The sequence below is a fragment of the Flavobacterium sp. ARAG 55.4 genome, from assembly GCF_051846875.1.
Lineage (GTDB): Bacteria > Bacteroidota > Bacteroidia > Flavobacteriales > Flavobacteriaceae > Flavobacterium > Flavobacterium plantiphilum.
In genome coordinates this window covers 92,608-113,268 of record NZ_JBPYCT010000006.1, presented here as the reverse complement: position 1 = coordinate 113,268, position 20,661 = coordinate 92,608, and the positions used below count along the sequence as shown (strand labels likewise).

At 33.8% G+C, this 20,661-nt stretch carries 13 protein-coding genes and 1 pseudogene; 3 read left to right on the top strand and 11 right to left on the bottom strand.

Annotated features, from left to right (window positions below; all coding sequences use genetic code 11):
* Nucleotides 1-5 precede the first annotated feature (5 nt).
* The 6 genes and pseudogenes from ACSV4D_RS08805 to ACSV4D_RS08780 form a co-directional block, all read right to left on the bottom strand.
* Complete coding sequence (locus ACSV4D_RS08805; RefSeq protein WP_439227949.1) at nt 6-3,095, bottom strand: SusC/RagA family TonB-linked outer membrane protein; 3,090 nt, start codon at nt 3,093-3,095, stop codon at nt 6-8.
* Nucleotides 3,096-3,479: 384 nt separating this feature from the next.
* Nucleotides 3,480-3,824, bottom strand: coding sequence for an L-rhamnose mutarotase (locus tag ACSV4D_RS08800; protein ID WP_439227948.1), 345 nt, complete (start codon nt 3,822-3,824; stop codon nt 3,480-3,482).
* Nucleotides 3,825-3,828: 4 nt separating this feature from the next.
* On the bottom strand, nt 3,829-5,151 hold the full coding sequence (fucP, locus tag ACSV4D_RS08795; RefSeq protein ID WP_439227947.1) for an L-fucose:H+ symporter permease: 1,323 nt from the start codon (nt 5,149-5,151) through the stop codon (nt 3,829-3,831).
* A 99-nt stretch (nt 5,152-5,250) separates the two neighbouring features.
* A pseudogene (locus tag ACSV4D_RS08790) lies at nt 5,251-5,874 on the bottom strand (SDR family oxidoreductase); the annotation flags it as partial.
* A gap of 275 nt (nt 5,875-6,149) precedes the next feature.
* Nucleotides 6,150-8,183: a glycoside hydrolase family 2 protein gene (locus ACSV4D_RS08785; protein WP_439227946.1), complete on the bottom strand. Its 2,034-nt coding sequence runs from the start codon at nt 8,181-8,183 to the stop codon at nt 6,150-6,152.
* A 34-nt stretch (nt 8,184-8,217) separates the two neighbouring features.
* Nucleotides 8,218-9,351, bottom strand: a complete 1,134-nt coding sequence (locus tag ACSV4D_RS08780) for a glycoside hydrolase family 117 protein (protein ID WP_439227944.1) — start codon at nt 9,349-9,351, stop codon at nt 8,218-8,220.
* Between the two features lie 262 nt (nt 9,352-9,613).
* Here ACSV4D_RS08780 and ACSV4D_RS08775 point away from each other — a divergent pair, with 262 nt between their 5' ends.
* From ACSV4D_RS08775 to ACSV4D_RS08765, 3 genes are read left to right on the top strand one after another with little or no spacing between them, the layout of a single operon-like run.
* On the top strand, nt 9,614-10,018 hold the full coding sequence (locus ACSV4D_RS08775; RefSeq protein ID WP_439227943.1) for a hypothetical protein: 405 nt from the start codon (nt 9,614-9,616) through the stop codon (nt 10,016-10,018).
* A gap of 47 nt (nt 10,019-10,065) precedes the next feature.
* Complete coding sequence (locus ACSV4D_RS08770) at nt 10,066-10,269, top strand: hypothetical protein (RefSeq protein WP_439228037.1); 204 nt, start codon at nt 10,066-10,068, stop codon at nt 10,267-10,269.
* Between the two features lie 24 nt (nt 10,270-10,293).
* Nucleotides 10,294-14,580 carry a hybrid sensor histidine kinase/response regulator transcription factor gene (locus ACSV4D_RS08765; protein WP_439227942.1) on the top strand — a complete coding sequence of 1,429 codons (4,287 nt, stop codon included), beginning with the start codon at nt 10,294-10,296 and terminating at the stop codon, nt 14,578-14,580.
* 269 nt (nt 14,581-14,849) lie between these two features.
* On the opposite strand, the gene ACSV4D_RS08760 is transcribed toward ACSV4D_RS08765, so the two are convergent.
* The 5 genes from ACSV4D_RS08760 to ACSV4D_RS08740 form a co-directional block, all read right to left on the bottom strand.
* Nucleotides 14,850-15,014: a hypothetical protein gene (locus ACSV4D_RS08760; protein ID WP_439227941.1), complete on the bottom strand. Its 165-nt coding sequence runs from the start codon at nt 15,012-15,014 to the stop codon at nt 14,850-14,852.
* Nucleotides 15,015-15,567: 553 nt separating this feature from the next.
* A complete protein-coding gene (locus ACSV4D_RS08755; protein ID WP_439227940.1) occupies nt 15,568-17,067 on the bottom strand; it encodes an alpha-L-fucosidase in 1,500 nt (499 codons plus the stop codon).
* An 8-nt stretch (nt 17,068-17,075) separates the two neighbouring features.
* Nucleotides 17,076-18,674: an alpha-L-fucosidase gene (locus tag ACSV4D_RS08750; RefSeq protein WP_439227939.1), complete on the bottom strand. Its 1,599-nt coding sequence runs from the start codon at nt 18,672-18,674 to the stop codon at nt 17,076-17,078.
* A gap of 170 nt (nt 18,675-18,844) precedes the next feature.
* On the bottom strand, nt 18,845-19,639 hold the full coding sequence (locus ACSV4D_RS08745) for an SDR family oxidoreductase (RefSeq protein ID WP_439227938.1): 795 nt from the start codon (nt 19,637-19,639) through the stop codon (nt 18,845-18,847).
* A 9-nt stretch (nt 19,640-19,648) separates the two neighbouring features.
* The gene (locus ACSV4D_RS08740) at nt 19,649-20,659 is read right to left on the bottom strand and encodes a zinc-binding alcohol dehydrogenase family protein (RefSeq protein ID WP_439227936.1); all 1,011 of its coding nucleotides are present in this window, start codon (nt 20,657-20,659) and stop codon (nt 19,649-19,651) included.
* Between the last annotated feature and the right edge of the window lie 2 nt (nt 20,660-20,661).

Genomic DNA, 20,661 nt, shown 5'->3' with positions numbered 1-20,661 from the left:
CTAAATTAAAATTCGAACTGCAGACCAGCTGTAACTTTTGAACTTTGCGGTACTGTACCTTTATCAATACCACGAGTACTTAAACCGTTATTACCAACTTCAGGGTCATAACCTTTGTATTTTGTCAATCGAAGCGGGTTTTGAGCTGTTACATAAAAGCGTAATTTTGATAAACTCATTTTATCAACTATTTTCTTTGGTACTGTATATCCTAATGACACATTACGTAATCTTACAAAAGTTCCATCTTCTAACCAGTAATCAGACCATCCTCTATAGTTGTTGTGCAATGCCCCTCTATCTGCAGGAATTTCCGAAGTTGGATTTTGAGGTGTCCATTGATAAATTAAGTCTTTATTGTTAGAGTTCTTATATCCTAAAGCTTTACTTCCATTAATGATTTCAGCTCCAAAAGAACCATACCATTGCATAGAAAAATCAAAATCTTTATAGCTAGCAGAATAATTTAATCCTAATTCAAAATCAGGAGTACCACTTCCAGCAAATCTACGGTCATCATTTGTGATTCTCCCATCACCATCAGTATCCACATAACGTAAATCTCCAATTTTAGCAGTTGGTTCTATCTTTTTGTATTCTAATAACTCTGCTTCACTTTGAATAGCACCATCTGTTTTCATTAAGAAGAATGCCCCTGCAACATAGCCTTCTGCCAAGGCAGAAACCTTATCTTGGTCATTATCATGCCCTGAAATCGTACTACCGTTAAAATATAATAATTTATTTGTACCACTCATTTTGGTAACAGTATTGGTGTTTTTAGTAAAGTTAACCCCAACATTTTGCTTGAACTTTTTTCCTGTACGGTAGTTTAAAGCGTATTCAATACCTGTGTTTCTCATATCACCAACGTTTAATACCACTTCAGAGCCTGATCCACCACCTGCTGAAGGAGGTAATAAAACAGGAAATAACATGTCTCTTTTTTCAGTTACATAAAAATCAGAGGTTAAGGTTAACTTATTATTAAAGAACCCAAAATCAAAACCTAAGTTAGTTGAGACTGAAGTTTCCCACTTAACATTTTTATTAGCAAAATCAGTTTGAGTCGCCCCTTGAACATAATTTTGATCTGTTCCTGTTCCTAATACGTAATCGTTGTTTAAAACAATACCTGCACTATACGAATAATCAGCAACCCCTGAGTTTCCTGTGCTACCTCTACTTAGCCTTGTTTTGAAAACTGGTGCAATTTTTTTGAATGGCTGCCAAAAATCTTCATCTGACACGTTCCATCCCATTGAAACAGAAGGAAACCATTGGTAATGTTCTGCATTAAATTTTGAAGATCCGTCACGACGAGCACTCAAACTTAAAAGATATTTCCCCTTGTAATTGTACTGTAATCTCCCTAAAGTACCGATGAATTTAGTAACCCTGTTCTGAGTCCATTGGTTGTTTCCGGAACCAGCATTTGCTTGCCCGTTTGCTCCATTTATCACCGTAATATCATTACTTACAAGGTCAAATTTCTCAGCAAAAAACTCACCATAGTCATAGCGTTCAGCTGAATATACCGCAGTAAGACCTAAATTATGGTTACCAAAAGATTTATTGTAATTCAAGATATGTTCTAAAGTTCTTTTGGTTGCTCTAGAACTCAAGTTTCTAACTTTTGATTGTTGACTTGGAACTAAATCTCCTTTATTGTCATAGGCAATAAATGAAGGATTAATAGTGAATCGAGTCGTATTGTCATAACTAACAGCTCCTCTGGCAGTGTATTTTAAATTTTTAGTGATACTGTACTCAGCACTAATATTACCATCAAAATAGTCTCTCAAAGCCTTATCTGATGTTTGTAATTTATATCCTAAGTAGGACAAACGTGTTGCTTCAGTATTATCTCCTCCTGTATTGTCAATTTGTGTTTGATCAGCAGTAACCTGTACACCATAGGGATTGTATTTTACTGCATCAAGGATTAATCCGAATGGAGAATACTGAGTATATTCATTTCTTAAAGAAATTCCTGTAGATATCTTCCATTTCCCTTTACTGTATTGGGTATTAGCCCTTACATTATAACGTTCAAAGTTAGATTTAATTAAAGCCCCTTCTTGACCGAAAAAACCTCCGTTTATATTGTAAGACAAACCATCTTTACCTCCAGAAACACTAAGATTATAACTTTGAATTGGCGCCAAATCATTCTCAATCACATCATAAAAATTGCTGTTATTGGTTAATTGCGTTGGATTTTGTTCAATAGTTGTATAAGAATTGCCAAATACAGTTCCACTTTGGTTGTATTTATTTAAAAATTCAATATATAGTTTTTCTTCCACTGTAGGAACTGGAATGTGCCTGTAGTTCTTCTGAACACCATAATAACCATCTAGACTAATTTTCATAATACCTGCTTGAGGTTTTTTAGTCGTAATCAAAATTACCCCGGCAGCACCACGAGTACCATAAATAGCAGCCGAAGCACCATCTTTTAAGACATCAATAGTCTCAATTTCATTCATACTGATGTTTGGATTGTTATCATAAGGAATACCATCTACTACATACAAAGGTCTATTACTTCCTAAGACAGATGAGAGACCACGAATTTGTACGTTAGCTTCTGCTCCTGGATCTCCAGAACTTGCTGTTACATTGACACCAGCAATTAAACCTTGAAGAGCTGAACCTAAATCGGACGTAGCAGATTTAGATACATCTTCTTGTTTTACTCTTGTTACAGCTCCTGTAATTTCTTTTTTCTTTTGAGTTCCATATCCTACAATTACCACTTCGTCTAATGATGATACCTTTGATTTCATCACAACATTGACGGTGTTTTTGTTTGAAATTTTTACTTCTTGGTTTTCAAAACCTAAGTATGTAAAAATCAACACGTCTGTCGGTTTTGCTTTAATAGTATAGTTTCCGTCAAAATCGGTAACAGTTCCGGTAGTTGTTCCTTTTATAAGAATACTTACTCCAGGTAAAGATCCTTCCGTATCTGTTACTTTTCCTTTTACCGTAAATTGTGTTTGTGCCTGAAGTACTCCAAAGCAAAATAGCAACATTGCCATTGTTAAATTGGTCTTGAGCTTCCAATTTGTTAATAATTTAGAATTCATAATTTTGGTTGTTTAAATTTAGTACACAAAGGTTCAGCTAAACACTCATATTGTAGGTAACATATGTTTTTTTCATTGTAACATATGATTTATTTGTTAATTTTCGTTAATTTAATGGTAATATTTTCTTAGTTTATTAAAATTAATGCTTTTATTTACGTCTTTTTATTGCATTCATCAGTACGTATTATTTGTTTTAATCAATTATAATTTTAGTTTGAAGAAATCTCGTTTTATTATTGGATAACATTTGCTTTTGTTAATATCAACTCCTATTTTAATTCGATTTTTTCATGCTTGATTTACTTGAGTATCCTTAATTTTCTAAACAAAAATGGCTATCATTTTCAGATAGCCATTTTTGTTTAAAAAAAATTTAAAGTATTAAACTAATTGAAATACCTTTTCAAGAGGAATCCACTTTTCACCATCCTTTGCCCAGGGCAATTCTTGTTGGTATTTCCACATTAAGTTTTCCCATTCTTGTACTTTCGGATTACTAGCATCCATTTCCGCTTTCTTGGCTGGGTCGAAAGTTTCATCGACTTCCATAATCATAAACATGCGGTTTCCTGTTAAGTAAATTTGCATGTCTACAATTCCAGCATCTTTAATACTTTTAGTGATTTCAGGCCAAGCTTTACCTGCCGCATGATATGCTTTGTATTCGGCGATTAATTTAGAATCGTCTTTTAAATCACATGAAAAACAATGACGTTTTGTGTTCATTTTTTTATTTTTTTGATAGTTGAAAAGTATTGTAACCATAGAATGCTACAACTGACAAACAGATTAATGGTAATATGAATGAAAAATTAACCTCAGGTATATAACCCAATATTTTCACATCTGAAAATCCAGGACCGCCCCAATCTAACATTCCCCCTTGCAATACAGGCATTAACGCCCCTCCTACAATAGCCATTACCAATCCAGCAGATCCTATTTTCGCTTCATCACCCATGTTTTTTAAGGCAATTCCATAAATTGTTGGAAACATAATGGACATGAAAATTGAAATACTAACAAGAGAAATTAAACCTGCCATACCTTGCAATAGAATCGCTCCCGCACAACAAACTACTCCTCCAATTCCAAAGAACATCAATATTTTGGAAGGATTTATTTTTTTCATCAAAGCCGTACCAATCCATCTGCCAATTAAGAATAGCACCATTGCTGTTACATTGAAATATGTAGCGGTCAATTCCAATCCAAAGGTTTGATTGATATTATCAACATATTGAAAAATAAAAGTCCAGCACATAATTTGCGCTCCCACATAAAAGGCTTGCGCTACAACTCCATATTTATAATTTGTATTAGCAAACAATTTTGAAAAAGATTCCGATAAGGACATTTTATCTTCTTGTGGTGTTTTGGGCATTTTTGTAAAAACTATAACTATCAATATCGCTAAAACTAAAAGCCCTAAACCGATATAAGGAATACTGATAATACCCAAATCATTTTCTCGAATCGCGGCTACTTCAGTTGATGACAAAGCATTATAAGCTTCAGTTGAATAATCATCAGATTTTAAGGCATTGATGACAAAAACTTGCGCCATAATCATTCCACTCAAAGAACCTATTGGGTTAAAAGCTTGCGCTAAATTTAAACGTTGCGTCGCTGTTTCTGGATCTCCTAAAAATAAAATTAATGGATTTGAGGTAGTTTCCAAAAAAGCCAATCCACAAGTAATAATCCAAAGGGATAGTAAAAAATAAGTAAAATCTTGATAAGCCGCCGCAGGATAAAATAAAAATGCTCCTGTAGCATATAAAAATAAACCAACAATAAGTCCTGATTTATAACTGTATTTTCTAATAAAAAGTGCCGCTGGCAAAGCCATGAAGAAATAACCAAAATAAAAGGCAAACTGTACTAAGGATGCTTGCATATTAGACAATTCAGGCATTACTTTCTTAAATGCCGAAACCATAGGATTCGTTAAATCATTTGCAATTCCCCACAATGCAAATAAAGATGTAATTATAATAAAGGGGAAAAGTAGCTCTTTGCGGACTACTGGAACTGTAGCGGACTGCGACATAAATAATTTAGGTTATTGGGTTAATTAATCACTTTACAATAGTATCAATTATTAACAGAAACTTAATTGTCAAATGTTTTAGATACTATAACATATGGTTTATTGTGATAATAAGGAACGATCTAAGTGTACATAGCCTCCATCACAGTAAATGAATTGCCCAGTAGTATGCGAAGACAAACTTGAAATTGTAAATAAACTGGTATGTGCAATTTCCTCTTATGTTGTCATACGGTTTTCTAATGGAATTTTCTCCACAATTACTTTTAACTTTGCCTCACCCTTCTCAAGTGTTTTAATACAATTATCATAAGCAGGAGTCTAACTTTCGGTAATTATAATTGCATTTACTCGAATAGAACATTTAATTAAATCTACCGCCCACTCGTGTGTTAAACCTAAAACACCACCTTTTGCAGCAGCATAACCTGAAGTTCCACCTTGTCCTGTAAACGCAACTTTTGAACCTATATCCAAAATATTCCCTTTAGATTCTTTCAAAAAAGGAACAGCATGCTTCACAATCATGAAATAGCTCAATAAGTTCAATTTTAAGGACTCCATAAATTCCTCATAAGAAGCATCTAAGCCTGCTCCATCATTTACCCCTAGATTATTAATGACTATATCAATACATCCATATTTAATTGCAATGGTATTAATTGCATTTTAAATTTGTTTTGGATCAGCCAAATTAGTTTGACAAAAAATAGCATCTACTCCTTGATAGCTGACAGATTTAAGTATTTTTTTCGTTCAAAATCAGACACGCCTCCAACAGTATGTTTTACATTCAAATTTACATCTACAATGGTTTGTGCCATAGTACTTAGCCCACCTAGAGATAAGATAAGTATAAATAGCTTAAAAATTTTGTGCTTGTTTGAAATTTTCATTGGTTTAAGTTATTAGTGTCGGTTCTTTATAATTCAAATTACTTTTTTTATGAGGTCTTCGATTAATTGAATCCAACTGATTTATTAATATACATTTATAATTTAAAGAAGCTTCCAATTCACCTCATCGGCTAATTTTCCTGCTGTGATTTTGATGAGGTTGTTCCCTTTCGTCAATTTCATGTTTTTGAATTCGATAATCTTAATATCTGAATTTAGTTTTTGGGTGGCTATTTTTTTTCTATTTAGCCAAAGTGTCACTTCGGGCTGATTGCTGTACACCTTCACTGTTGTTTCAGACTCTTTTCTATCGACGTTTCTTCTTTCAGCAATGTAAAGAACAGGTGTTTTAGACCAGTTGGCTTTATAAAAATAGAAAGCGTCTTTTTTTGTTGCTCTGTCATAGGTGATAAGTCCTTTGTGGTTTAAGTTGGTAATTCCACCACGGTTCCAACCTGCCAATGCAAAATCAAACATATTCCAAACAAAAGAATTCCAGATATATGGACGATCTTTAATTATTTTCCAACTAACTTCATGACATAACGTTTGATCCATTTCTGGAAAATGATCTCCAAAAGGCTTGTCTAATAACTTGATATCTTGATGGTATATATTTCCTCCTGCACCATATTCACTAATAGCTAATGGAATGTTTGGGTATTTGGTATGTGATTCATCTAGCCATTTGCCTAAATCTTCATACTGTCCGTAGTACCAGCCAAAATATTTATTCCATGCTTGTAAATCGGTTATGTTTTCCATGTTTCCCATGATGCCACGATCACTTGCAGAGGCAGTTTTTCTAGTCTTATCCAATTGATGTGCTAGCGTATTCAACTCTTCGGTCAATAGCACACATGGTTCTGTTTTACTCACATAAGCACGAACTTCATTCCATAATCCCCAAGTATAAATGCTAGGATGATTGTAATTTTGAAGTATCAATTCGGTTAGTTGTCGTTTTGCATTTTCACCTTCACGACCGCTATAATCGTGAACAAAAGGTATTTCAGACCAAACTAGAATTCCTTTTTCATCTGCCAATTGATACGTCAAATCTGAGTGTTGGTAATGAGATAAACGTAGGGCAGTAGCTCCAATTTCATCCACTAAATCCATGTCTTTTTGATGTTGCTCGTCTGAAAGAGCAGGTCCCGTTTGTTTCCATTCTTGGTGCATCGCAACACCATATAAACGAAAAGGATTGTTGTTTAATTCAAAGCCTTTGTCAGGAGTAACAGCATAGGTTTTGATTCCAATTTTTTGATTTATTTTATCAGTTTTATTCTCGTTTTCTACACTTATTTCTGCTCGGTATTGGTGAGGGTTTTCTTTTCCATTCCACAATATTGGATTTTTTATTTTTGTCGAAAAGCGAATCATAGTATCCTTTTTGACAAAAGAAATGGTTTTTTTCTCTTGGGCAACCAAATTGTTTTTAGCGTCAAATATTTTGTATTCCAATAGTGCATTTTTGGAGGAAGCTGTATTGGATAGGTGCGTGCGAATTTCTAAATCGGCGGAATTATTTTTAAGCTCTTTTAGTTCTACAAACACACCCGATGAGGCGTAATATGTTGGACTAATGGTTGTTTTTGGAGTTGAAAAAATTTGAACAGGACGATAAATTCCCCCATAAAGATTGAATAATTTGTCATTTATAGGAATGATTTTAAAATCGGGTTCATTGCTTACTTTTAACGCGATTGTATTTTCTAAATTTGGTTTTGTCAAATTGGTTATTTCGAAACAAAAAGCACTATACCCGCCTAAATGATTTCCTAAAAGTTGATTGTTTAAGTACACTTGGACTTGATGTCCAACGGCTTCAAATCGGATAAAAATACGTTCCCCCTCCATTGATTTTGGTAAACTAACTTGAGTGCGATACCAAGCTTCACCACGGTAATAGCCCGAGCTATCAATAGCCTCCATAGAGTAGGTGTGGGGTACTTTTACTTTTTTCCAATTAGAAGTATTGTATGTGTCTTTTTGCGCATTATAGTGAACTCCTTTAGTGAAAATCCAATCGGTTAGGTTGATGTGGTTTCTTTCTTTAACAAAAGAGATTTGTGCTTGTAATGTAATGCAAGCCAGTAAAATAAGTGTAATTAATAGGTGTTTAAATTGCATGATTTTGATTGTCTTTATTAGGTGTGTTTTTAGATTATTTTTCAAAATTATAATCTTTTCGACTTTTATAGTCCAATACTTTTTGATACTCTTTATTAATGCTATCACCTTTGATTAAGCTCAAATCACAATCAAAACGGCGTAAAAAATTCCAATCGCCCAAAACATGTGATAACCCCCATGTAATACCTTGTCCTGGTGCTATATCAGTATCAGTAAAACCACCTTCACGATAAACTCCTCCTGCTTCTGGTTTTTCTAAGCCATGCTTTACAGGATAAAAATTGATGCCATCTTCAGCAAACTGAATACTATTTGCCTCAGGACCTTCACTCAAAAAAGCACAAACACCTTTTCTATACGGCCATACAATACATTCATGACCACCAATTAGGACTGGATTATATTCAGATTTCACATAAGGCCCTTCTGGTTTATCGGCAATGGCAACTCCAATAATAGCATGAGGCATATCTGCAAATTCTTTGGTAAATTCTCCTTTAGAAATATTGGGTTTCCAAGGCACACGAGCAGCACTTTTGTAATACATAAAATATTTTCCCTCACGAACTACAAAGGTTGGATCGTGTACGACTTCGCCATCCCAAGCTGTTTCTGAACCCACTTTTAAAATTGGATTTTCAAAACGATGCCAAGGTCCGTTTGGCGAATCTGCCCATGACATGCCTATAACGTTTTTATTGAAATCACCTGCAGTAGGACGACTTCCTGCCCAACGTGCTTGTTTTAAACTCCCCGCTGCTTGATAAGCTAAATAATATTTACCATTGGCTACTAAAATATCGGCAGTAAAAACAGAACGGTGGTCGTAATTCCCTTCTGGTCCTCGGTGTACTGCTATGCCTTGTTCTTTCCAATCGTATCCGTCTTTTGATGTAGCATACCAAATGTCGCATAAATCCCAATGAAATGCTCTAGTAGTATCAACTGCTTTCTGGGGCCCGACTAATACTGTATTGGCTTGTGGCTTGGTGTACCATACATAATACAATCCATCTACTTTTATAATGCTTGATGGATCACGACGCGTAACCCCTTTTTCGTAACCAATACCTTTAATATCAGTAAATTTAAATTGAGTGCTGAATTCATTGTATTTATCAAAACGTAATTTACTTTCTCTAAAACGCTTGTAGGAAGCGCTCATTTTTTCTTGTGCGTACGTTTGAGAATTAAAACAGAATGTTACTAAATAACAGATAAGTAGGAATGTTGTCTTTTTAATCATAACCATGAATTGTTTTTTTATTGAATAAGTGGTGCTATAAAAGTAATAGTTTTTATGTTTTTTATTTGTTCTTGGATTGTCTTTTAAACAATGCGTATAAGGTTACGCAAAATTAAGTTGTATATTCAAAATATTACCTTTAATTTGCTATGCAAAACTTATACAAAATTTGCATATTGCCATGTCAGATAATGAATGCCTTGATAAAGTTCGATTAGAAATTGAAAAAAAGCTAAACTGGGAGCCCTCCTCTTTATGGAAGGAATTCGACTATATAATGTTGGCTCAAATAATATCAGAGGCTTCATCAATTACCATAAGTCCGCATACCTTAAAAAGACTTTTTGGAAAAATAAAATACAATGACCAATACAATCCACAATTAGCAACAAAGGATGCTTTGTCTCTCTTTTTAGGCTATTCAAATTGGACGGATTTTATTTTGAAAAATAAAACTACTACTATTGAGCCTTCAGAGGTTGAAAAGGAAATAACCGAAAAAGGGAAAAAGAAAAAGGGTGTTTTTAGTCCCTATCTGATAATGATTTTGATGGGACTTTTTTCTTTAATGGTGTATAATGTATAGTTTAGCAATTCTAAAATTAGTAAAAGTAATTATAAGTTCCTGAGGAAATTGCATTAATAGGCTTCTGTAATGAACCTTTTACTTTATTAGCAAAACCATCTATTTCTACTATTAATAGCAACCAAATTGGAAGATTAGTTGCCGAAGCTTTTTTAGAAAGCATGAAAAATACTAAAAAGAAAACGATTTTAAATAAAATAATTTTAACTCCAGAATTGATTATTAGAGAATCCTCTAATATAAATATTTAACAAAATAATATAATACCACTAATAATGCCAAAATTAACCAACCTAACCCCACCCTACCCTTTTAGTTTTACATTAAAAGTACTTTTCTTTTTGTTATTTGCTTTTAACGCTACTGCTCAAGAAGAGAATGGCTTCGTACATTTAACTACTGATAACGGTTTGTCACAAAGTGATATCAACACAATCTATCAAGACAAACAAGGCTTCATGTGGTTTGGAACTCATGATGGGCTCAATAGATATGACGGTTATAATTTTTCAGTTTTCAAACCTGAAATTAATAATAAGAAAAGCATCAGTAGCAACCTGATTTGGAAAATTGTTGAAGACAATCAAAACCGATTATGGATTGGAACAACAGGAGGTGGCTTGAATTGTTTTGACAAAAAAAGAGAATCCTTTACCCATTTTACAGCTAATTCCGTTGCTGATGCTAGTATCATCAGCAATACGATAAGTGCTTTGTTAAAAGACAGAAAAAACAGATTATGGATAGGTACACCTAAGGGAATAGACATGTTAGACTTAAACAAGTCTTTAAACAAACCCATTTTTAATCATTTTAGCTTGAATCAAAACAAGAAAAAAAGCTCTTGGGACGGTTCTAACATATACAGCATTTTTGAAGATAGTAAAGGTAATATATGGGTTGGTAGTATGAGTGGATTGTTTAAATTAACAAGAGATACCCATGGAGAAATATACTTTGAGGACAGTAGATTATTTAATACTGCGATAAATGGTATCGTTGAGGATGAATTTGGACGATTAATCGTCTGCTCATTTAATGCTTTGTTTGTTATTTCTTCCAAAAATAATAGTGTGCAAGTTAACAAAATAATAGATGCACCATTTACTACTATACTAACTTCTAAGGGCTATTTATGGGCAGGGGGATCTAAAGGATTGTATCGCTTTGAAAATGCTTCATCATTAAAACTACCATCCCTTATCAATCAATATAGTTATAACCCAAAAATTCCTGAATTAAGTTTAAGTAAAAATAATGTTAAATCATTGTTTATTGACAAAGGAGGTATACTTTGGGTTGGAGTCAATGGTGGCGGAGTGAATAAACTAGATCCCACTGTAAAAAGATTTAAACACATCAAGAAAACCCTAAATCCTAATAGCCTAACTAATGATAAAGTCCGTGCTATTTTTGAAGACAGCAACCAGTTTCTATGGGTGGGAACTGAAGGTGGAGGTTTGAACTATTTAAAAAAAGGAAATAATTATTCCAATTTCAATATACTTTCTTCTATTTCAAATGTTTTTGCTATTGCCGAGGTCAAAGAAGGCAATTCTAAAAAATTACTCATAGGAGCTGAAGGGGGTATTGGATTGTATGAGTTAGATATCACCAATCCAAGCTCTATTTCTTCAATTAATGTGAAACCAATAAAAGACATTTATCATAGTGTTTTTGCCATTTTAGTTGATTCTAAAAAAAATATTTGGATTGGAACTTATAATGGAGGGGTTCATCGATGGCTAACAACTAGTACACCAGGTCTATATAAAAAAGACGTTTTGTACGAAAACAGCAACGAACCTAAAAACTTATCTAACAACATTATACGCTCCATAAAAGAAGACATGAAAGGAAATATTTGGTTTGGAACTGCAGATGGTCTTTGTAAATTACCTGAAGATCAAATTCGACAAAATAAACCTAAGTTTAAAATTTATAAAAACAAAATTGGTAATTCATCCAGTTTAAGTCATAATTATATTTTAGCTATTCATGAAAGTCGATATGGTGATTTATGGGTAGGGACTTTTGGGGGAGGAATAAACAAATTGATTCCTGCTAAATTAGGCAGAAAGGGAGAAAGTTTCAAAAACTATTCAGAAAAAGATGGACTTCCAAGCAATGTTATCAAAGGAATGTTAGAGGATAATTATGGTAATATTTGGATATCAACAAACAAAGGACTTTCACGCTTCAATATTAAATCTGAAAAATTCAAAAATTATGATGTTAATGATGGTTTACAAAGCAATGAATTTAGTGAATTAGCTTGTTTTAAGAGACAAAATGGAGAATTGCTTTTTGGTGGTGTAAATGGTTTCAATGCATTTTATCCTAATCAAATTGTGGATAACTTAGTTAAACCGAAAACTGCTTTTACTTCATTTTCAATTTTTAATAAACCGATCACTACAGGGGAAGAGTTTAATGGAAGAGTCATTTTAAATCAATCAATTAGTACGACTGATAAAATAGAATTATTATATAGTGAAAATAGTTTTTCAGTTGAGTTTTCAGCATTAAATTATACAGCACCAAGAAAAAACAGTTATGCTTATAAATTAGAAGGATTTAACGAAGATTGGATTTATACCTCCTCAAAAAACAGATTAGCAACCTTTACAAATTTAGCCCCAGGAACCTACACACTATTAGTTAAATCTGCTAATAACGATGGAATTTGGAATGAGAAACCTGTTGAACTAAAAATCACCATAGTTCCTCCATTTTGGAGAACAAATATCGCATATTTGATTTATTTTTTACTTTTTATAGGCTTTCTCATGGCTTTGAGAAGGTTTGAAATTATTCGTTCTACTAAAAAACACCAATTGGAATTAGAGGTATTTGAAAAGGAAAAACACGATGAAATGCATCGTTTAAAACTAGAATTTTTTACGAATATCTCCCATGAATTTAGAACACCATTAACCTTAATAAAAGGTCCCTTAGAATATTTACAAAAAAGTGAAGGCAAACTTTCAACTGAAAAACTAAAAGAGCAATACAATATAATGGAAAAAAACGTAAATTTTTTAATACGTTTAGTAAACCAATTACTTGATTTTAGAAAAATGGATAAAGGTAAAATGGATTTAATTCTAAATTACAGTAATATATTCGAATTCTTAAAATTAGTATCAGAACCATTTCAATTCCTAAGTCATAAAAAGAAAATTACTTTTGAAATTACTTCAAAATTAGACAATCCTCTAATTTGGTTTGATTCTGATGCGCTGGAAAAAATATTAAACAACTTACTCTCAAATGCTTTTAAATTTACCGCTGATGGAGGAAAAATTTCAGTAATATTATCAGATGGAAAAAAATTTAAAAACTCTTCCGGTTTTAACATCCAAGAAAACAAAGAAGATTTTATTTTTATTAGAGTAAAAGACTCCGGATTAGGCATTTCACCTCAAAAAATTAAAAATATTTTTGAGCGTTTTTATATTGATCGCGATTACAAAAAAACAAATACAGAAGGAACGGGTATTGGTTTGGATTTTACTAAAAAACTAATTGAATTACACCAGGGGAGTATTGATGTAGCAAATAATAAAAAACAAGGAGCAAGCTTTATTATTTGGCTACCAAAAAACAAAAGCGTATATGAAAACATACAAGGAATAAGCTTTGGAAATAAAGAAGAGAATGATATTTTTACAACTCATAATAATGCTGAAGTTCATACAGTAGAAGTTTTAGATGAGATTGAAGATCAGAATATCTCAAGATCTAGATCAAAACTACCCTTACTATTGATTGTAGAGGATAATACTGATATTAGGACAGTTATAAGACGTGGCTTAGAAAATAAATACTATATATATGAAGCGCAAAATGGACAAGAGGGTTTAGAATTGGCTAACAAATTAATGCCAAATATCATTTTGACAGATATTTTCATGCCAATCATGGATGGAATAGAAATGTGCGAAAAACTCAAAACAACCTCCGAGACCAGTCACATTCCAATAGTTATGCTTACCGCAAAAACTTCTACTGAATGGGAAAAAGAAGGTTTAAAAAATGGTGCAGATGGCTACATACGTAAGCCATTTGATATGGAATTATTAGAACTTAAACTCAAAAACATTCTCAAATACAGAGAAGATTTACGACGAAAATTCAATAGAGAAACAACCTTACAACCTAAAGAAGTAACTGTTACATCAGCTGACGAAGACTTTTTACAAAAGGCAATTGAAGTAGTCGAAAAACACATGATGAATACGGAGTTTAGCGTAGAATTGATGGTAAAAGAAATGGCTTTAAGTCGCAGTAATTTGTATTTGAAAATTAAAGAACTTACTGGTTTGTCTTCTAGTGAATTTATTCGAAATATTCGTTTAAAAAGAGCCATGCAATTGTTGGAACAAAGTGACCTTTCAGTCAAAGAGATTATGTATATGACAGGTTTTAATACCGCATCCTATTTCTCAAAATGTTTCAAAAAACAATTTGGTGTAATTCCGAGTAAGTATTTAAGAGATGCTGACAATGAAGATAGTGATGAAGAGGAAAATAATTCTGAAGCTGAAGTAATCAATTAGCAAGTACCTAATTTGGTGTATGTAGCATAAGGAACTCTACTTATTTCAAAGAAGAACAACCCTAACGGACCTTGGTAACGATTGGATAAACCTATAATTGATGTGAGTCCTAATCCAGAAGCAATGAATGCCTTAATGGTGAGTAATCCATCGATTAGCCAAAAAACTAACGGAACCTACTTGATGGTCTAGAAAGCTGTTGGGAAAAACATAGCAGGAAAATTTGGAGGTTTCTGTTGTACCTTCTGTGGCTACAGCAAAGAGCCCTGTTACCCCGCCAGAGGGGTGTCGCTTAACCATGTATCGGCACACAATCCGGTTGAACGTCCTTTCTCATAATCGAGAATACCTGCTGTTGGAGAAATGCAAACGTCGTATTTAATTTTGTAGGTAATACCAATATCCTGCTTGTTTTCATAATCATGATTTAGCAAATAGGCGAAAGCCTTTTTGCGAATGTTATCACTTAGTAATTCAAGCTCCATATCAAACCAAAATAAATCAGGTTAACTTATCTGCCGACTCTTTTAAAATATCGAACTAAGGTTACTCAAAGTCAGTATCGGGATATTCTACTTCAGCCATATCCATACTATTCCAACGACTAACATCAGAGTCTCAATTCAAGTAATTATCATGAAACACACCTATGGGGCCCCTAAATTTTTTACCTGCTTTTTGAAACTATACAGGTAAAAATACCGAATTTGGCATCTCTAAACCATTAAGAAACCGAAGGCTTGGCAATAGAAGGCCACTCTTCTTTGTATACATTACCAGCCCTTCTAGCTTCTTCTGTCTGGTTATACTCACTGGCATTTTCCTTTTTCTCTGTTTTGTTTTGAGCTAAAACTACTTAATTCATATCTTTGTAGGAATACTGAACGAAATCCTAAAAAACCTATTCTATTATTTATTAGTTTATTATTTAATTTTAATTGTTAGTGTATTTATATTATGTTATGGATGGACAAAATAATTTTCAATTTAATTGAATGTGATGCTTACCGCAAATGCATGCTCACAATGATGCTGGGTTGGAAGCTTAATGATAAGTTGGTCGTCATTCTGGTTAAAATCTAATAGTTTACCAGTACCAACCATAGTCACTTTTTTTATTGTTTTTGAATTATATTCAGCTTTTTTCCCCAAGGCTTTGATAACCATTGTTTCATTTTGTGGCCAACCAAGTTGAAAAGCAAAAAATTGATCGCCTTTGGTGGTAAAGCGTATATCGTTTTCATCCATCATTTCTTCATTGGCCATATCTCCATGGTTATTTGCTTCTTTGCGTTTAGGACCTTCTCCATATATTTTCCATGGACGGGTACCATATATTGCTTCTCCATTTATATCCATCCATTGTCCCATTTCAACCAAAAAGGTGTCAATAGCCTCTGGGTGAGTCCCATCTGCTTTTAAAGGCAAACACAATAGCAAGTTTCCATTTTTACTAACTATATCAATTAGCTTATCTACAATGTAATTGGTAGGGCGATACTCCGCAAATTGGTTGTAACCCCAGCACCCCATGTGGTCATCGGTTTGCCAAGCATTTACTTTTAACTCTCCTGATTTTTTACGTTCGTAATCCATGAGTGCAACCTCGGCATATTCTTTTCCTCCTTCTGTAGGCCAACCTTTTATGCACATTACACCATTTTCATTTCCATTGTGGCGTTTCAGATTGTTGTTATAGAAATGCGATACCACATCATACCCCTTTTTACCAAATGGAATCCCTCCATCGAAATACAATAAATCGAGTTCGTAATTATCGATTAAATCCTTAATTCTCTTGTTCCACATCGTGCCCCAATCATCAGCAATCTGTTTATGCTTTGGATTTTTAGGATCATATGGAGGATGATACAAATCATAATATGTAGGATCAACACCATCATAAGGTTCTTCTGGTGTGCCTTTATTTACTGTCCACCAGTTAAGACTTCTTGCCAGGTGTGTAGTGGCACCATAACGCAAGCCTTGAGCATGTGCTGCCTCTTGAAAAGCTTTTACCATATCCTTTTTGGGTCCTGTTTTTACCGAATTCCAACGCGTATGTTTTGAGTCAAACAAATCGTAATTATCATGGAACGTAGCAATAGATGTGTAATATTTGGCACCTGCTTTTTTGTACTGTTCCATCAATTTATTGGGATCGAATTTTTCGGCTTTCCACATGGGAATAAAATCTTTATAGCCCATTTTAGATTGATGTCCCCATACTTTACGATGATAAGGACCTTGTACCTGCCAAGTATTTTCGCTCTCCATAATGTACATATTGCGTGCATACCATTCCCCAACAGCAGGAACAGAATATGGCCCCCATACATTCCAAATGCCAAACTTTGCATCGCGAAACCACTCTGGTGTCTTATACTCTTGCAATGATTCAACTGTGGGTTTAAATTGATTTTGTGATTTTACCTGCCCTATAAAAACGAGAGTTATAGAGATAAAGAATACATATCTTATTTTCATGATTAGGTCTATTTATTTTGTTCTTGTTTTAATTGGATTTTATAACAAAAGGCGTATTTGCCATTTATATTTTTAGGAAACGAAAATGTCATATTTGTTTCGTTTTGCTGCCATTCAATTTTTTCATCAGAACCGATTAAACTTACACTTTCAATCTCACGAGTTAAATACTCAAACCCTTTTCCTAACTTTTTAGCTATTACAGTATTTGTTGTTGGTTTATCCATTACAATTACGTACAAAGTATTATTATCTTTACTTTGGGTATATCTAATATCTTGCTGGGTGTAAATAGCTTCCCAGTTTTCGTTAAAATGGCCATCTTTTTCTAATTTGGTAGGACCTTCTTCAGCTATTACCCAAGGTCTAGTGCTATAAATAGCTTCTCCGTTAGTTTTTAACCACTGACCTATGCCAAGTAGGGTTTCTTTTTGGTCATCTGGAATGGTTCCATCAGGTTTTGGGCTTACATCCAAAAGCAGACAACCATTTTTACTCACAATATCTATAAGAATTTCAATAATGGCTTCGGCTGAACGTGACTTACGTCCGTTATAGAACCATCCTCCTAATGGAGTATCGGTTAACCAGACGTCTTCTCTTGCTTTTTGAGATCGGCCTTTTTCAAAATCTAAGATTCCAGCAGAAGGAGCGATTGGAACGCTGTATTTTATTTTATAAGAAATTCCAATTTCTTGATTGTTTTTTTTAGCATTATTTAAAATGCCAGCAAATGCTTTTTTACGAATTTTTTCACTTAGCAATTCCAATCCCATATCAAACCAAAACAAATCTGGTTTGTATTTTTGAGCTGCTTCTTGCAATAAAGCATTCCATCTTTCTTCGTACTCAGCATCAGGATATTCGTCAAAACTATCATTATCACTAGAAAACTTATGAGGTTTAGAATATAAGTCTTGAAATTCAGGGTTTGCTCCATCAAATTTATGAGATTCATTAAAAAACCACCACGAAAATGCATGATGAAAAGTCATTACGTATTTCATACCTCGCGCACGTATAGCTTTCTCTAGCTCTCCAACTACATCTATACCCGCAGTGCGTTTCATATTCCAACGCGTAATTTTGGAATCCCAAAGCATAAAATTGTCATGATGGCATCCCATGGGGCCACTAAATTTTGCCCCAGATTTTTCAAAAATGTCTGCCCATTCTTCTGCATTAAATTTATCGGGCTGAAATTTCATTATCAAGTCTTTATAGCCGAATTCATTTTGATCGCCAAATAGCTCTCGATGCAACTTGAATTCGCGTGTAGTATCGGGCGAGTCGGGACGTATGGCATTTGTCCAATATTTTGCTTTTTTATTGTACATAGCCCATCCCCACCACTCTGTCGTTTGGTGTTGGGTAGCCAATACAGCTGGTCCAAAATGTGTGTAAATTCCAAACTTAGCATCTCTAAACCACTCAGGTGTTGAATGACGAGCTATAGAAGGCCATTCTTCTTTATAAATTTTTTCATTTACCTTCTTTTCTTGCTTAGAATGGGTTTCACTTATGTTTTCCTGAGATTTTTTTTGACTAAATCCTGTACTTCCAAAAAGAAGAATAGAAACTATTGTCAAGGTTTTTATTTTAATCATTATATTATTGTTTTTAAATAAGACCGTATAACATTTAAGAGTTTCTGATTTTGTTATCCTAAAAATTCCGAGACCCTTAGCAATGTATTTAGCAATAAGTAGCATTCTCTAATTAAATCATAATGCAAAAAGTTATTTTTAATACGTTTATAAATAAACCCTTTAAAATTTTAATTCCCTTCTATAAGTGCCCTATCTAGATGAACATAGCCACCATCAACAAAAACGTACTGACCTGTAGTATGGGATGATTTATCAGAAATTAAAAACATAGCAGTATTGGCAATCTCCAAAGGCGTTGTCATTCTTTTTTCCAAAGGAATTTTTTCTTCGATGCTTTGTAAAATCTCCTTACCATTGGGTTGAAGGTCTACCCAATTTTGATAAGCTGGTGTCCAGCTCTCGGCTATAACAAGGCAATTTACCCTAATTTGGTCTTTAATTAAATCAACTGCCCATTCTCGGGTAAGCCCTAGAACGCCTCCTTTGGCAGCAGCATAACCAGAAGTATTTCCTTGACCGGTAAGCGCAACTTTAGAACCAATATTCAATATAGTTCCTTTGCTCTTTTTTAGTTCAAGTAAAGCAAACTTTGTGGTAAGAAAGTAGCTTACTAAATTCAATTTTAACGAGTACATAAAATCATCATAGCTGCTCTCAAATCCTGCACCATCGTTTACTCCTACATTATTAATTAGAGCATCTATTCTTCCATATTTTTTTATTATTTTGTTTATGGCTGCCTCTATTTGCTCAGGTTGTGTCATATCTGTTTGAATGAATATGGAATCAACACCTTGATTATTCAATTCTTTTTCATAATCAAACCCTCTTTTATTTCTATCAACCAAAACAGGGATAGCTCCTTCATCTGCCAAAGCTCTTACTATAGTTTCTCCAATACTACCTTTCAATCCTGCAGCACCTGTAACTATCACGACCTTATTCTTTAAATTCAAGTTCATTTTTTGAAATTAAAATTTAACTAATATTTTCATTATTGCTCCAGAATTTTCGGACCACTCTTTAATTTCCTTTGGAAATTCTTCTGGCTCGATAATTTTAGTAATCAGTTTTTCAGAATCATCATTTTTTCTGAGATAATTGATTACCGCCTCAAAATCTGATTGTGTAGCATTTCTGGAACCTTTCATATCTAGTTCTTTTTGTACAAACAAATGGGTTGGAAATGCAATTTCTTTACCTGCATAACCAATAAACACCACGCGTCCTGTAAAGGCTACTTGGGCAATAGCGGTTTGATAGGTATTATTATTTCCTGCTGCCTCTATAGTAACGCTTGGACCAAAATTATCGGTAAGCCTTAAAATTTGAGACTCAAAATCATTGTCCATCGCATTCACTATATGGGTGGAACCAATTGATTTAGCTATTTCCAGTTTTCTTTGATCAATGTCAACGGCTATTACCTTAGCACCTCTTAAAACGCTTCTAATGATTGCTCCAGCTCCAATCATACCACAACCCAAAACCATTACCGTATCGTTATCGGTAACCTCTCCTCTGGCAACAGCATGGAAACCTACAGAAAGTGGCTCGACCAATGCTAATTTTTTCTTACTAAGACCCTCTGCAAAAAGCAATTTACTAAACGGAACATTGTGAAATTCCGTCATAGCACCATCTCTTTGCACACCAAGGGTTTCATTATATTTACATGCGTTTGTACGACCTGTTCTGCACGGATAACACTGACCACAATTCGTATAAGGCATGCAAGTAACTTGCTTTCCAATATACTCCTCTGAAACTCCTTCACCTGTTTCAACGATTACTCCACTTATTTCATGACCTGGTATTCTAGGGTACTGCACCATCGGGTTTTTTCCCATATAAGTACTTAAGTCAGATCCGCAAATACCAACATAATGTATTTTAATCTTTACTTCCCCTTGTTCAGGTTGCTTATCCACTATTGAACCTATGGTAGCGTTACCTGGTTCATTTATAAATATACTTTTCATCT